General features: G+C 63.3%; 14 protein-coding genes. 2 read left to right on the top strand and 12 right to left on the bottom strand.

Annotated elements, in window-relative coordinates; all coding sequences use genetic code 11:
* Positions 1 to 18: 18 nt before the first annotated feature.
* From AC1D05_RS04990 to AC1D05_RS05045, 12 genes are all read right to left on the bottom strand, one after another.
* Positions 19 to 1,656: a GMC family oxidoreductase gene (locus AC1D05_RS04990; protein ID WP_477438760.1), complete on the bottom strand. Its 1,638-nt coding sequence runs from the start codon at positions 1,654 to 1,656 to the stop codon at positions 19 to 21.
* A 47-nt stretch (positions 1,657 to 1,703) separates the two neighbouring features.
* Positions 1,704 to 2,507, bottom strand: a complete 804-nt coding sequence (locus tag AC1D05_RS04995; protein WP_477438762.1) for an ABC transporter ATP-binding protein — start codon at positions 2,505 to 2,507, stop codon at positions 1,704 to 1,706.
* Between the two features lie 13 nt (positions 2,508 to 2,520).
* Positions 2,521 to 3,333: an ABC transporter permease gene (locus AC1D05_RS05000; RefSeq protein WP_477438763.1), complete on the bottom strand. Its 813-nt coding sequence runs from the start codon at positions 3,331 to 3,333 to the stop codon at positions 2,521 to 2,523.
* A gap of 132 nt (positions 3,334 to 3,465) precedes the next feature.
* Positions 3,466 to 4,455 (bottom strand): ABC transporter substrate-binding protein, encoded by a 990-nt coding sequence (locus tag AC1D05_RS05005; RefSeq protein ID WP_477438765.1) that lies wholly within the window; start codon positions 4,453 to 4,455, stop codon positions 3,466 to 3,468.
* Positions 4,456 to 4,786: 331 nt separating this feature from the next.
* Positions 4,787 to 5,530, bottom strand: coding sequence for an amino acid ABC transporter ATP-binding protein (locus AC1D05_RS05010; protein WP_477438767.1), 744 nt, complete (start codon positions 5,528 to 5,530; stop codon positions 4,787 to 4,789).
* Entirely contained in the window at positions 5,527 to 6,501 is a 975-nt protein-coding gene (locus AC1D05_RS05015; RefSeq protein ID WP_477438769.1) for an amino acid ABC transporter permease, read from the bottom strand. Before AC1D05_RS05015 ends, AC1D05_RS05010 begins: the two co-directional genes overlap by 4 nt.
* Positions 6,502 to 6,556: 55 nt before the next feature.
* Positions 6,557 to 7,390: a transporter substrate-binding domain-containing protein gene (locus tag AC1D05_RS05020; protein WP_477438771.1), complete on the bottom strand. Its 834-nt coding sequence runs from the start codon at positions 7,388 to 7,390 to the stop codon at positions 6,557 to 6,559.
* 264 nt (positions 7,391 to 7,654) lie between these two features.
* A complete protein-coding gene (locus AC1D05_RS05025; RefSeq protein WP_477439119.1) occupies positions 7,655 to 8,479 on the bottom strand; it encodes an alpha/beta fold hydrolase in 825 nt (274 codons plus the stop codon).
* A gap of 2 nt (positions 8,480 to 8,481) precedes the next feature.
* Positions 8,482 to 9,558, bottom strand: coding sequence for an LLM class flavin-dependent oxidoreductase (locus AC1D05_RS05030; protein WP_477438773.1), 1,077 nt, complete (start codon positions 9,556 to 9,558; stop codon positions 8,482 to 8,484).
* 28 nt (positions 9,559 to 9,586) lie between these two features.
* Positions 9,587 to 11,098 carry an aldehyde dehydrogenase gene (locus AC1D05_RS05035; RefSeq protein WP_477438775.1) on the bottom strand — a complete coding sequence of 504 codons (1,512 nt, stop codon included), beginning with the start codon at positions 11,096 to 11,098 and terminating at the stop codon, positions 9,587 to 9,589.
* Between the two features lie 22 nt (positions 11,099 to 11,120).
* Positions 11,121 to 12,098, bottom strand: coding sequence for a flavin reductase family protein (locus AC1D05_RS05040; protein ID WP_477438777.1), 978 nt, complete (start codon positions 12,096 to 12,098; stop codon positions 11,121 to 11,123).
* A gap of 175 nt (positions 12,099 to 12,273) precedes the next feature.
* On the bottom strand, positions 12,274 to 14,073 hold the full coding sequence (locus AC1D05_RS05045) for a helix-turn-helix domain-containing protein (RefSeq protein WP_477438779.1): 1,800 nt from the start codon (positions 14,071 to 14,073) through the stop codon (positions 12,274 to 12,276).
* 164 nt (positions 14,074 to 14,237) lie between these two features.
* Between AC1D05_RS05045 and AC1D05_RS05050 the strand changes: the two genes are divergently transcribed.
* Positions 14,238 to 14,828 carry an amino acid synthesis family protein gene (locus AC1D05_RS05050; RefSeq protein WP_477438781.1) on the top strand — a complete coding sequence of 197 codons (591 nt, stop codon included), beginning with the start codon at positions 14,238 to 14,240 and terminating at the stop codon, positions 14,826 to 14,828.
* A 115-nt stretch (positions 14,829 to 14,943) separates the two neighbouring features.
* Positions 14,944 to 15,444 carry a peptide deformylase gene (locus AC1D05_RS05055; RefSeq protein ID WP_477438783.1) on the top strand — a complete coding sequence of 167 codons (501 nt, stop codon included), beginning with the start codon at positions 14,944 to 14,946 and terminating at the stop codon, positions 15,442 to 15,444.
* Positions 15,445 to 15,475 lie beyond the last annotated feature (31 nt).

The raw sequence follows: 15,475 nt of genomic DNA on the forward strand, positions 1-15,475 counted from the left end.
GCAGTGGTTAGCTTGTCCCTAAATGCCGGGAGAGGCTGGCCAACACGAGACTAACGACAGCATCGCCCTGGCTGCTTTTTCGCCGATCATCATGGACGGCGCATTGGTGTTGCCGCCAATCAGCGTCGGCATGATCGAGGCGTCCGCCACACGCAGATTGTCGAAGCCGCGCACCTTGAGGCCGGCGGGATCGACCACCGCCATGGTGTCGGTGCCCATCTTGGCCGTGCCGACCGGATGATAGACGGTCAGGGCTTCGGCACGCAGATAGGCGAGGATCTCGTAATCGGTGACGACATCGGGGCCAGGCAGGATTTCCGGTCCGCGAATATCAGCAAAGACCGGCGAAGCGAGGATCGAGCGCGCCAGCTTGATGCCTTCGACAAGGGTCAGGGCATCCTGCCCGTCACTGAAGAAGCGGTGATCGATCAGTACGTTGCGGCGGGTGCCGTCGCGCTCGAGCGTGATTTCGCCGACGCTTCCGGGTCTCAGCACGCAGGTGTGCACGGCATAGCCGTGGCCATATTCGACGAGCCGGCCGCGATGGCTGCGATAGCCCGGAACAAAGTGGAATTGGACATCGGGAATATCGCCGGCATATTTCGTCCTGGCGAAGCCGCCGGCCTCGACGTAATTGGTCGTCAGCATGCCCTTGCGCCGGACGAAATACTGAAAGGGCGCCGCCAGCATCGCCGGCAGATTGGCAATCGACAGACCGAGCGTCCTGGTGCTGTTCGATCGCTGCGTGATCATGCCGTCGATATGGTCGCGCAGATTCTTGCCGACACCCGGCACGTTGATGACCGGTTCCACCCCCGCCGCCTTCAGCTCCTCGGCCGGGCCAATGCCGGAAGCAAGCAGGATGCGCGGCGATCCGATCGCGCCGGCGCTGAGCACGATTTCCGCGCGGCATGTCAGCCTCTGGGCCGCGCCGTCCTTGATCACATTGACGCCGGTGACGCGACCGCTTTCGACGGCCAGATCAAGCACCTCGACGCCTGACAGGACCTGGAGGTTCGGGCGCCTCAGAACCGGCCGAACGAAGGCGGTGTAGGCCGAGAAGCGTTCCCCCTTGTTCTGGGTGACATTGTAGATGCCGAGGCCGAGTTGGCCATCGCCGTTGAAGTCGCGGTTTTCGGGCAGGCCCACGCCCCGGCCCGCCTTGACCCACAGGCTGGATACGGCGTTGGGATCACGCGGATTGTCGACCAGCAGTTCGCCCTCAAAGCCGTGATAGGCCGGGCTTTGCGACAGGAGATTCCGCTCCAATCCCTTGAACACCGGCAGCACATCGGCATAGGACCATCCCGAGCAGCCAAGCGCTGCCCACTCGTCATAGTCCTGTGCTGCGCCGCGGATATAGACCATGGAATTGATCGAACTCGACCCGCCAAGAAGCTTGCCGCGGTTGACCGGTATGCGGCGGTTGTTGAGCAGCGGCTGCGGCACGCCCTTGTAGCCATAGTCGAAGTTCGGATTGCCGTAGAGCGAGAGAATGCCGGCCGGCACGCGAACCCTTGTGCGGTCGTCGCTGCCGCCGGCCTCGATCAGGCAGACGCGGCTGACAGGGTTGGCACTCAGCCTGTTGGCCAGGACACAACCGGCCGAGCCCGCACCGATGACGATATAGTCGAATTCCGCGGCCTCGATGCTCATGCCGTGCCTGTTTCGTGATCCACCTCGAAGACTGCCGATGTCACCCCTTAGTGCTCTTCGTCTTCGTCGTTCTTCAAGAGCTCGAGGATATCCCGCTTCATGGCGATGAAGTCCGGCTCCATGACCAGGTCCATGCTGCGCGGACGAGGGAGGCTGACGCGGATTTCCTTCTTGATCTGGCCGGGCCGGCCAGACATGACCAGCACCCGGTCCGCCAGCAGGATCGCCTCGTCAATGTCGTGGGTGACGAACAGGACCGTTTTCTTGGAATGGTCCCAGATCCTCAGCAAAAGCTTTTGCATTGAGTGGCGGGTCTGGCTGTCGAGCGCTCCGAAGGGCTCGTCCATCAGCAGCACCTGCGGATCGTTGGCCAGCGCACGGGCGATCGCCACGCGCTGCTTCATGCCGCCCGACAGCTGCGAGGGATAATGGTTGGCGAATTTTGCCAGGCCGACCTCATGCAGAAAATGCTCGACGATGGCCCTGCGCTCGGTCGCTGACATACCCTTGCGCTTGGGACCGTATTCGACGTTCTGCGCCACCGTCAGCCAGGGAAACAGCGTATAGGCCTGGAACACCATGCCGCGATCGGGACCGGGCTCGGTAACCGGCTTTCCGCCGACTGAGATCATGCCGCCGGTGCGCTCCTCGAGGCCAGCGATGAGATAGAGCAGGCTCGACTTGCCGCAGCCGGATGGACCGACGATCACGCAGAACTCATTGGGCACGACATGGAAGGAGATGCCATCCAGCGCCAGCACGGCATTATCGCCCTTGCCGTAGCGCAGGACGACATTGTCGATGGCGATGTCGGCACTCTTCAGTTTCGTCGCAAGTGTCAGAGCGTCCATGTCAGCGAATTCCTCAGTTGGCCCAGGGAGCGACGAGGCGGCGGATGCCCCGGAACAATTGGTCGGTGCAAAGACCAAGGATGCCGATCATGGCGATGGCCATGAAGATGACGTCGACCTGGAAGCCGCGCATCGCCTTGAGCGAGATGTAGCCAAGTCCGCTGCGGGCGGCGACGAGTTCGGCAACGACGAGATAGGTCCAGGCCCAACCCATGGTGACGCGCAGCACGTCGAGCACATTAGGAAGCGTGGCCGGGAAGACGATGTGGAAGACCGTGTCGCTGCGTTTGGTGCCGAGCGTATAGGCTGCGTTGACGAGGTCGCGCTGAACGCCGCGGGCGCTGTCGGCGATCATCACCAGCTGCTGGAAGAAGATGCCGAAGATGATGACGGCCACGCGCTGCTCGATGCCGATGCCGATCCACAGGATGAACAGCGGCACGAAGGACGTCACCGGCAAATAGCGGATGAAATTGACGAGCGGGTCGAGCGCGGCCTGAACGATGCGGTAGGTGCCCATCGTCAATCCGAGCGGCACCGCCACGATGCTCGAAATGACGAAGCCGATCAGCACCACCTGGACGCTGGCGAGCACGTGCTCCCACAACGACCCGTCAAGCGCCATATTGATGGTGGTGAACAAGACGGATTCGGGGCGCGGCAGGAACATTTCCTTGACCGCTCCGGAATAGGTCAAGGCGAACCAGCCGCCAATGACCGCGCCCCAGACCAGGACGCTGAGCGTGATGGAGAGAGGGCGCGACACGGCCTGAAAAGGTGTGGCGACAGCTTTCCAGGCGGATCGACCGGGCTGATTTTTATCCACGCTCGTGGTCACGATATGGCTGATGGGAGATGTTGCATTCGGTGCCAATGTCACAGGGAAACCCTTTGGGCTGACTGGACCGCAGTCGCGATGCGCGCCTGCGGTCCAGCGAACTCACTTCGCAAGGCCAGATCACTTCGCAAGGAAGGACGTATCGACGAGGTCGTCGTATTTGATGTCCATCTTGAGCTTGCCGAAGCCGCCCCAGATATCGCCGCCGAGCTTGATCAGCTTGCCGGCTTCACCACCCTCGCCACCGGCGAAAAATTGGGCATTGCGGTCCTTGCCGTAGAAGTTCACACCTGCGGCGGAGGAGGCGAAGTCCTTCGGATCCTTCAGCCAGCCGCCGACACCCTTGGCCATCACTTCATAGGCCTTCGCAGGATCTTCCTTGATCAACTCGTTGGCCTTGTAGAGGCCCTTTACCAGCGCCTCGACATCTTTGGGGTTCTTCGTGATGTAGTCGCAGTTGAGCGCCACCACATCGACGATCAAGCCGGGCGTTTTCGAGGAGTCGATCAGGACCTGCCCCTTGTTTTCCTTCTTGGCCAGCGTCAGATGCGGCTCCCAGGTGACGGCAACAGGAATGCGATCGGCCATGAAGGCGGCAGCCGCATCGTCCGCGGTCATGTTGGTGATCTTTACATCGGCCTGGCTGAGGCCGGCCTGCTTGAGCAGGATGTTGAACCAGAACTGCGACACCGAACCTTCGTTCAGCGCAACCTCCATGCCCTTGAGGTCGGCGACGCTCTTGACGCTGCTCGGCGCCAGAACGCCGTCGCCGCCATGGCTGTCGTCCAGGGCATAGACTGATTTGAAGCAGACGTCCTTGGAGCGGTACTTCATGATTTCGTCTATGGTCGAGGCGCTGCCGTCGAGCTCGCCGGCGGCGACGGCCGCCATGTACATCGATGCTTCCTCGATGATTTCGAGCGAGACATCGAGGCCGCCTTCCTTGAAGTAGCCCATGTCACGCGCAAGGAAGAGCGGGCCGTATCCGACCCAGGTCGTCATGCCCAGTTTCAAGGTGCCGGCTTCGGCGTGGAGGCTCACCGAAAGGGCGCTCAGGGCAATGCCGGCCGCAAGCGCGGCGTGGCGAAACTTCGAGAATATTGTCGTCATCACGTTCCCCTGTCTTTTTCTGAGGTCAGGCGCTGTCGGCGCCAAAACAACCCGCTTCGGACGCATCGCCGAAGGCCGCCGCCTGACGTTCTTTTTGTTCTCTTTCAGCCGGCGGATGGAGCAAAGCACGCTGTGTGCGATGCACAAATAATGATTTTCGATAATTCTGCTTAGGCTGGGCCTAACCAGGCCGGCGCTGATCGCGCTCGGGCCTTAGACGCATGCATGACGGCCTCAATGTCGAGGCGGCTGTGCGAAGAAGCGAGCGTTCGCAACAGGCCCTGGAGGCCGTGCCGACGGATCATTTCCGTGAGACGGCGGAGCGCTCCGGTCAGTGCTTCAAGATCTGGCTGAGGAACAATCTGGTTCGATCGTGGCGTGGCTGGCTGAAGAATTCGTCGGGCGTACCCGCCTCGACGATCTGCCCGGCGTCCATGAAGATGACGCGGTCGGCCACCGCACGGGCAAAGCCCATTTCATGCGTCACGCACACCATGGTCATGCCGTCACGGGCAAGTTCCGTCATGGTGTCCAGCACCTCCGAGACCATTTCCGGGTCAAGGGCGGAGGTCGGTTCGTCGAACAGCATGACAGCCGGCTCCATGCACAGGCTGCGGGCAATCGCCACACGCTGCTGCTGGCCGCCGGACAGCTGGATGGGGAACTTGTTCGCCTGCTCGGGAATGCGGACCCGCTCGAGGAACTTCAGCGCGGTCTTGCGCGCCTCCTTTTCCGGCACGCCCTTCACCCACATCGGGCCGGCCATGCAGTTCATCAGCACCGTCATGTGCGGAAACAGGTTGAAATGCTGAAACACCATGCCGACGTTGGAGCGCACGTCGGCGACATTGCCCATCTTGCCGTGCAGGGCAACGCCGTTGATGGTGATATCGCCCTCCTGATGCGCCTCCAGGCGATTGAAGCAGCGGATGAGCGTCGATTTGCCGGAACCCGAGGGCCCGCAGATGACGATCCGCTCGCCCTTGTGGACGGTCAGGTTGATGTCCTTCAGGACGTGAAAGGCGCCGTACCACTTCGATACGTTGCGCGCTTCGATGATGGCATGGGCGCTCATCTGACCTTGCTCCTGCGGTAATGCCGCTCGATCCGCGCCTGGATCAGTTCGAGGCAGATCGACAGCATCCAGTAGATCATGGCGGCCGAAATCAGCATCTCCATGTGCTGGAAGGTCTTCTGGCCGAGGGTGCGCGCCAGGAACATCAGCTCCCACACGCCGATGACCGAGACCAGCGAGGAATCCTTCAGCATCGAGATAAACTGATTGCCCGTCGGCGGAATGATGACCGGCAGCGCCTGCGGCAGGATGATGCGGCGCATGGTCAATGCGAAGCCGAAGCCCATGGAGCGCGACGCCTCCCACTGACCGCGATCGATGCTCTGTATGCCGGAGCGGAAAATCTCGGTCATATAGGCGCCGTAACAGAGCGAAAGCGCCAGGATGCCGGCAGGCACGGCATTGATGACGAAGCCGAGTTGCGGCAGGCCGAGATAGATCAGATAGACCTGCATGAGCAGCGGAAGGCCGCGGAAGAAGGAGGTGTAGAAGCTGGCGATGGCATAGGCGAAGCCATTGCTGGAAAGTTTGGCGACCGCGCCGGCGACCGCGATGATGGAAGCGATGACAATCGAGATCGCCGAGACATAGAGCGTGGTGACAACGCCCTGGCTGATCAGGAACGGCAGCTTCTCCCAGATAAAGGGCAGGCTGAGATGGAACGTCTCGAAGAAGGCAATGAACAGGAGCAGCAGTTCGAGCCAGACGATGCCGATCTGGAACTTGAGCGGCGCGAAACCGATCAGCACGACGTTCAAGGTGAAGATCACCGCTATGGCGAAGGCAATGGCAAAGCGGCCGTAGAAGCCACTCACCGACGGTTCGCCGATCACCGGGCGCATCAGTTCGGCGAAGCTGGTGCCCGACATGTTGAAAGCCATGAAAAGCAGCAGAACGACACCGAACATCGTCGCCACGAACCAGGGTTTGTGGACGAGGATTTCGGCTTCGACGGTATCCGGATAAAGCATCTTTGAGCACCGGCTGTTCGGCGACCTGCCCGGAGGCAGGCCGCCTTTGAAGGGGCTAGTTTGTCTTCGAATAATCCTGCCCGTACCATTTTTCGGAAAGCTTGCTCAGCGTGCCGTCCTCCTTCATCGCTTTCACGGCGTCGGCGATCTTGGCGGAGAGTTCGGGATCGCCGCGCTCGATGGCGATCGCCAGCGGCTCGTAGAAGACCGGATCGCCCAGCTGCTTGATCGGGTAGCCGGCCTTCTGCGCATCGAGGATCGACGGCAGCGAAGAAACCACCGCGTCCAGGCGCACGCCGTCTCCGAGGCGAAGGTCGTCAAAGGCGGTGGTCGAATTCTCGTAGGAGTGGACCTCCTTCGGGTTGAGCTTGTATTCGAATGGCGGCGCACCGGCGGCGTCGAGCGTCAGATCCTTCTTGGCATAGGCCTCGAAGGTGGAGGTGCTGGTGGCGCCGACCACTTTGCCGTCGAGATCGGCCAGCGTCTTGGCCTTGCTGTCCTTGTGCACGGCAATGGCCGCCGGTGTGTAATAGTAGACCGCCGGAAAATCGAAGATCTCGGCGCGCTTCTTGGTCGGCGTCATCGAGCCGGCATGCATATCCCAGCGCCCTGCCCAATGGCCGGCGGTGATGATGTCCCAGCCGGGCGTGATGAATTCGACCTTGACGCCGAGGTGCTTGCCGATCGCCTTGGCGACGTCGACATCGAAGCCGTCCAGTTCGTTGCTGGCATTCACGAAGGACTGCGGCGCCCAGTTGGCATCGGTCGCCACCTTGAGCGTACCGGCGGCCATCACGCGGTCGAGCACCGTGCCTGCATGAGCAGGATATGCGCCAAGCGCAAGCGCCACCGCGGCTATCGTCACTTGTCGTCTGTTCCAGATTGTCATGTGCGTATTCCCCTGTTGTTGTTCAGTCTCTTGCAGTCACGTCAGTTCAATCGGTCGTGACTTCGCAATTTCGTGCCGACCAGGTCGGCGTCCTTTCCCAAGGCTCGCGGATTTAGCGACGTCGCGTCCGGTCGGGTCTTCCGATGCCGCGGAGGATGTTTGCCGTCGCCATTCCCCCGATCACCGGGAAGAGGCCGGCCTGATGCCGGCAAAGTGTCGTGTGAAGCTTGGGGCCGGAGTCGCTCTCCCGCCTCGCGAAGGTTGCTATCCATGGGCCACCGCCCTCTTGCCATCTTGACCCAACAGAAAATCGCCCATCACGGCGGCAACCCGGGCCGGCGCCTCGATCAGGATCGAATGGCGAAGTCCGGGCAGTATGGCGAGTTGCGACCCCTGCACCTGTTCGTGCATCAGCCGTGCCATGCGCGGGCTGGAGCCCTGGTCGTCTTCGCCGGTCACGATCAGCGTCGGGCAGGTGATGCGGTCGAGGATGCCGCCGAAATCGGTCTCGGCCAGAACGCGATAGGCCGCCGCATAGCAGTCGCGGTCGTTCTCGGCGTCACGCCGGCGCAACTCGGCGATCACCTCCGGGTTCTTGTCCTGGAAGTCCTCCGTCAGCCAACGCGACAGCGAGGCGGCGTGATGCGCCGAAGCGTCGCTCGCCATCAGCGCCGCCAGCCGGCCGCGCACCGCGTGCCGTTCGTCGGGCGTGCGGCCGGCGACTGTCGACAGCAGCACCAGTTTTTGCAGGCGCTCGGCATGCGTCAAAGCCAGGCGCTGCGCGATCAGGCCACCCAGCGAAAAGCCGGCCAGATGGAAGGTGGCAAACCCGACATGGTCGGCAAGCGCCAAGGTCTCACCGACGAAATCGTCGATCTGGTAGCGGCCCTTGACCCGGCTGGAGCGGCCATGGCCGCGCAGGTCGAAGGTGAGGACAGCGAAGCGATCTTTCAGTTGCCCGGCCACGCCATTCCAGGCTTCGAGGTAGGAGCCGACCCCATGGATGCAGACCAGCGGCACGCCGCCCTCACCCTCAAGGCGCCAGTTGAGCAGCACGCCCTCGACATCGAGCTGGCCGGAGCGCGCCATGGTCACGCCCTCGCCGCCTGGCGCGCCCTGTCGCGCTCGCGCGCGGCGAAGACCGGCATCACCTCGTCGACCCACAGCTTGATCGTCTTCTTCTGCAGCTCGAACGGCAGGTTGAAGGTCAGGCCTAGGCAGTACTGGTCGACGCCCGCCGCTTCATAGTCGAGCAGCTTGTCGATCACCTCATCGGGCGTGCCGAACATCAGGTTGCGGCGGATGTTCTCGGGATTGTAATTGTCCTTGCCCTTGACGCTCTCGTAGGGGACGGCTTCGGGAAAGCCGTTTTGCACGGTGCCGATGTTCTGGAACAGGTTCTCGAAGGCGCGGCCATAGTCGATGGCATGCCCGACCGCGATCTCCCAGTCCTGCGCCCGTTCGTAGACGCAGGTGCGCCGCTGCATCATCAGGCGCGGGCGCGGCACTTCCGGATGATCGGCGACGGCCTTGCGGAATTTCTCGCCGAGCACAGCGATCTCGGCCGACGGCGCCGACAAGGGCGTCGACAGGATCGAGGCGCCGATGCCGACCGCCCAGTCGAAGGTGCCGGGATCACGCGCGGCCACCCAGATCGGCGGATGCGGCTTCTGCAGTGGCTTTGGGACACCGGCGGCGAGCGGGAACTTCCAGTAGTGGCCGTCATGGGCATAATCCTGCGCCCACAGCTTCTTCACCGCCGGCACCAGCTCCTTCAGATAGGCAACGCCTTCCTGCTGCGGCATGCCGCCGGCCATGCGGTCGAACTCGTACTGATAGGAGCCGCGCGCGATGCCGAACTCCAGCCGCCCGCCGGTCAGGTGATCGCAAAGTGCCGCCTCCCCTGCCAGCCGGATCGGGCTCCAGTAGGGCGCGACCAACGTCGAGGTGCCGAGCCGGATCTGCTCGGTATGCTGGGCAAGCCAGGTCAGCGTCATCAGCGGGTTCGGCGAGATCGTGCATTCGATCGTGTGATGCTCCGCCGTCCACAGCGTCTCGAAGCCACCCTCGTCGGCCAGGCGCGCAAGGTCGAGCAGATTGCTCTTCACCTTCGACATCGGCATGTCGGGCGAGAAGCGCTCCATGGTCAGCGAAACGGCGAATTTCATGTCGGTCTCCCCAGTGCGTCGGGTTTGGTCAGCGAAGGCGGATAATGAAGGGGTCCTGCATGGCGCCGGAGTAGTCGATGACGACGTTCTTCAGGCGCGAGAACTCCTCCATGGCGTCGAAGCCGCCGCGCCGCCCATAGCCGCTCTCCTTGAAGCCGCCATTGGCGGACATGAAGGAGGAAGCTCGGTAGGTGTTGATCCAGACCGTGCCGGCCTCGACATTCCTGGCGAAACGCAGCGCGCGGTTGATGTCCCGCGTCCAGATGCCCGAGGCGAGCCCATAGCGTGTGTCGTTGGCGAGCCGGATCATCTCGTCTTCCGACGAGAACGGCATGACACCGACGACAGGACCGAACAGTTCCTCCTGCATGAACTCCATGCCGTTATTGGCATCGGTCATCACGGTCGGCTCGAAATACCAGCCGCCGGCAAGCTCGGCTGCCTGTGGCCGCCTGCCACCGGCCGCGATGCTGGCGCCCTGGCGCACGCCCGAGGCGACGTAACCTTCCACCTTGGCAAGCTGCGCCGACAGCGCCAGCGGACCGATGTCGGTTTCCTCCAGCATCGGCAGCCCGACCCGCACGCGCCGCGTGCGCTCGACCAGCGCCTCGACGAAACGGTCGTAGACGCTGGCCTCGACGAAACAGCGCGAACCGGCAACGCAGGTCTGCCCCGCCGCCGCGAACACACCGGACACGACGCCGTTGACGGCATGGTCGATGTCGACATCGCCGAAGACGACATGCGGCGACTTGCCGCCGAGTTCCATCGAGCAAGGAATGAGATTCTGCGCCGCATTGGCGGCGATGCGGCGTCCCGTGACGGTCGAACCGGTGAAGACGAGTTTTGCAATGCCTGGATGCCGCGTCAGCGCGTCTCCCGACACGGCACCGGTGCCAGTGACGACATTGACGACGCCGGCCGGGAAGCCGGCCTCCATGATCAGCTCGGCCAGGGCGAGCGTGGACGCACTGGCATGCTCGGACGGCTTGACGACCACCGTGTTGCCGAGCGCAAGGCATGGTGCCAGCGTGCCGGTGAGCAGCATCAGCGGCGAGTTCCATGGCGTGATCATGCCGACGACGCCGATCGGCTCGCGCAGGTTGAAGTTGAGCATGTCGAGCTTGTTGACGGGGATGGTGTCGCCGAGCAGCTTGTCGGCCATCCCGGCGAAATAGGTGTAGCTGTCGGGCATGGCGCGCATCTGCGCCCGCATTTCCTTGAGCAGCTTGCCGTTGTCGCGTGTCTCGATCAGCGCCAGTTCGTCGGCGTGCTCCAGCACCAGTTCCGCCAGCCGGCGCACGAGCTTGCCGCGATCGGTCTGCGTCATCCGTCGCCAGGCAGGCGCCGCGAAAGCGGTACGCGCGGCCTCGACGGCCGCGCCGACATCCTCGGCGCCGGCCTCGGCGAACTGGTACCAGGGCTTGCCGGTGGTCGGGTCGAAACTGTCGATGTACTGCCCGTTTTTCGGCGCCACGAACGCACCGTTGATGAACAGGTTCTGGCGTGAGCCTTCGAGCGATCCGACCGTCGTTTTCATGCTGTCTGTCCTGCGTGGAGCATCATTCGGACGCGGCCTGCGTCCACGATTGCGACTGGCCGTCGATCATGGCGACGCGGCCGCCGTCACCGGTGTCGATGTAGATGCCAAAGCGCTTGTCCTGGCGCTCGCGGGCATAGCGGCGCAGCATGGCGCGCAATTCATGCGTGGCGATCCGCTCATAGGGCAGCGCGTCGACGGAAAAGAAGGCGTGGCCATCCGGCAGCGCGGCCTGCGCGCTCTCACGGCTCAGTTCGGCGCGGTAGATGAGATAGCCCGGGTCGCTGTCGGCGACGTCGAACACCGAATAAAGGAAGGTGTTTTCAGGAACGAGGCTCAGCGCCTCGCCGCCATCGAGGACGAGCTGGCTGTCGGCCTTGCGGCGCCGCGCCGTCGGCAGCACCCAGCTTCCCTTGCCATCGCTGCGCAAAAGGATGCGGTTCCCCGCTTCGACCAGATAGCCGATGATCATGTCCTGCGAGGCCAGCCAGCCGGCGGGCAGCGGATCCTTGACGCTGGCGTAACGGCCGCGGCAAAATCCGAGCGGCGCCGATGGGCTGGTGCCGAAAGCCTGGACCTGGCCGATCAGGATGATGTGGTCGCCGGCCTCGATGCGGTTGTGAACGGTGCAGTCGAACCATGTCAGGCTGTCGGTGAGGATCGGCGCGCCGGTGTGGGCGCGGTCATGGTTGACCGACTGGAACTTGTCCGCCGCTTTCGACGCGAACACCGAAGAAACATCGACCTGGCCTTCATGCAGGAAATTGACCGCGAAGGACCGTGTCTCGTTGAAGGCGGGAAAGCTCGCCGCCGCCTTGCCGACGCAGACCAGGAGCAATGGCGGGTCAAGCGAGACCGAGGTGAAGGAGTTGGCGGTCATGCCGCGCGGATGGCCGTCACTGTCGCGCGTGGTAATGATGGTGACGCCGGTGACGAAGGTGCCGAAGGCACGACGCAAGGCGATCGGGTCGATCGTCCTCTGTGCCACCGCGTCCGCCATTGCTTTCCTCCATAGTGTCGGACGGAAGCTAGGCAGGAGCCGGCCGGCGTTCTTCCTCCGGTCTGTAGGAAAGATGGCGCGGCATGCTGCTGTTATCCCGAGCAAGCGCGGGCGCGACAAGCCCGTGCTTGCGGCGGCTGCCGCATCGCAACAGTGGTGGCGAGGTCAAGAGAGTCTAGCGGGCTGCCGGCACGCGGCTGTCGATGATGCCGCTGAGACGGATCGCCAGTTCAACCGCGAAGCGCTGTTCGGGCGTGTCGAGACGGATCCCGAACAGTTCCTCCATGCGCGACAGGCGATAGCGCAAGGTGGTGACATGCAGGCCGATGGCGTCGGCGCAGGCCTGGCTGCGGCAGCCCTCGCGCAGATACGCAAACAGCGTATCGAGATAGGGCGTGCCGTGCTCGCGGTCGTGCGCGATCAGGGCGCCGACACTGTCCTCGACGAAGCCGCGCACGTCGGGAGCGTCGGCGGCGGCGACCAATATCGGCAGCGGACCGAAATCCTGGCCAGCAAAAACACCGGTGCGGCCGAAGGAACGGCCGATCCGGATCATGCGGCGGCACCGCTCCCAGGAGATGGGATAATCGGCCAGCGCAGCACAGGCCTCGGAAAGCACCACTACCGGCTCGCGCTCGAAATAGCGGCCAAGCTCGGCCGCGATCCTGTGCGGCAATTTCGCGAAGCGCGCGCCGTCCTGCCCGGCATCGGCCGGAACCAGGCAGACAAGCCCATCCTCCACCGCGATGGCCGTGCCGGCAATGCCGGCCTGCTGCAGCAGACGCACGAGCGCATGGTGCGGATCGGCAAGGCCGATGGCGCCATCCTTCACCTGCTCGGCGAGATCGACGACGATCATCTTCTGCGCAACGGTCAAGTCGAGCCCCAGCCGGCGGGCGCGATTGACGATGTCGGCCTCGTCGCGCCAGCGGCGCTCCGCCACCTCCAGGAAAAGCTCGGTCAGTGAACGCGTCTCGAAACGGAAGCGCACGAAGCTGCGCATCATCTGCACGCTGAGCGCGAATTTGGTGCTGTCGAGCAGCATCTGATCGAGCTGGCCCGATGCCTGCGGCGTCGGAAAAATCATCAGCGCGCCAACCACTTCGGCATCAATGGTCAGCGGCTCGATGCGCACCGAAAGCTTGAGCTGGCGCTTGCCGTCATCGACGAACAGCGTCTCGGTGTGGCGTCCGTCGGACGCGCCGCGCGCGATCTTGAAGATCTGCCGGCTCAGCGTTCCGCTCACCGCCTGCTGCCAGGAGGCGATGTCGAAATGCGCCTCGCTCGGGGACCGGCCGGCGACGACCAGATTGGCATGGAAATCGATCACCACCACCGGATTGGGCAGAAGCTCGCTGACCTTTTCGGCGAGCGAGACCACGGACCCGTCCGACAAGGCCTGCTGCAAGAGCGAGGTGTGCGCCGAAAGCGCGCGTTGCAGGCGTTCGCCGGCCTGCTTCTCCTGGCGCAGCCGATGCTGCTTCTCGACCGCGATCTCGCCCAGATGCACGATCATGCCGATGAAGGCGATATCCTCCGCCGTCACTTCGGTGATCTCGCGCGAGACGACGGTCAGCACCATCGGCCGGCCGTCCTCGTCGACGCAGTTCATCGGCATGACCAGCACGCTGCGGTAGTCGCGCTCGAAGGCCTCGCGGCGATAGCCCGGAAACTCCTCGGACACCCGCGCGTCCCTGATATAGACCGGCTCATTGCGGTTGAGCGCGACGATCGAAGGACTGGTGGCCAGTTCCCAGCGGTCCGGCAGCGTGCGGTGAATGAGCGTCGGGTCGTGGCGCACGATGACGTAGGCGTGGCCATGCGGGGCATCGATGCCCATGATCGAGCCCAGCGTCCATTTGGCATGACGGCAGGCCGCCAGCACGAGGTCGCGCAGCACGGACTGGAGATCGCCGCCCGAATTGATGAGGCTGGCGGCGTCCCGCAAGGAGAGAATTTGCGACTCGTGGTCCACGCCTGATCTTCCGCCACTCGCGAAGGGCGAATTTTAGCCGTCGCGGATATACGAACGCTACACCGCTTCCAAGCGGGGCGCACGCCGATTCTTCCTACGAACCGGAGGAATACCGGCCGATTGGCGCGCATTAGATTTGAGCTTCCACGTGGAGAGGCCAAATCATGGAATTGCGAAAGATCTGCACCTTCATCGAGGAAGTGCACCTTGAAGGCAGCAGGGCGGCCGCCAGGCCGGTGACATCGATCGTCGTCGCCGCCGTCTTGGGCAATCCATGGGCCGGGCGCGGCTTCGTCGACGATTTGCGGCCGGAGATTGTCGCCATCGCACCCCGGCTCGGGCAGGAACTCACGCGCCGCCTGATTGCGCTGATGCCGGCGGAACGCATCGAAAGCTACGGCAAGGCAGCCGCCGTCGGAACCGCCGGCGAGATTGAGCATGCCTCCGCCATGATCCACACGCTGCGCTTCGGCAATGTCTTCCGCGATGCCGTCGGCGGCACGACCTATCTCGAATTCTGCAACACACGCAACGCGCCTGGCGCGCTGCTGTCGCTGCCGATGATGCACAAGAGCGAGAATGGCCGCCGCTCGCATTTCATCACCGCCAACTTCCAGATCGCCGACGGCCCGGCCGCGGACGAGATCGTCGTCGCCATCGGCGCGGCGGATGGCGGCCGCATCCATCCCCGCATCGCCGACCGCTTCCAGGACATGGCCGAGATGGAGAAAGAGCGGCTCGCCGTTCAGGCCTGACAGTTTGCATAGCCGGGCTTGGCTGCGATCTTTTGCGTTGCCGGTATGGTCATTCCAGTTATTCTTGGGGGAAGAGCCGCGCAGACGTTGGTCCCTGCGAATGCCGGAGTGACAGGTGACGATACGGCCGATCGTGAGATTTCCCGATCTTCGTCTGCGCTCCGTCGCCGAGCCCGTATCGGTCTTTGACGAAGACCTGCGCCGGCTTGCCGGCGATCTCACCGACACGATGCGCGCCGCTCCAGGCATCGGAATCACCGCCCCTCACATCGGCATCCTGAAGCGGCTGGTGGTCATCGAACTGTCGCCCTCGGCGGGCCTGCGCAGCTACGTCAACCCCACCATTCTTTGGGCATCAGACGAAATGATCCGCCATGTCGAAGGCAGCGTATCCATGCCGGGTGTCACGGAAGAGATTGAACGGCATGCACGCGTTCGTATCGGCTACCAGACTTTGGATGGCGACGAAGCGGAGGATGACGCTGAAGGCCTGTTGGCTGTTTGTCACCAGCACGAGATTGACCAACTCAACGGGCTCTTCTGGATCGAGCGGCTCTCCCGCCTGAAGCGGGAGCGGCTTGTCAAACGATACCAGAAACAGCAGCGGGGCTTTTAGTCGACGGCACCCAAGCATCCGCCGCCGCCAG

Source organism: Mesorhizobium sp. P2_E9 (assembly GCF_056403815.1).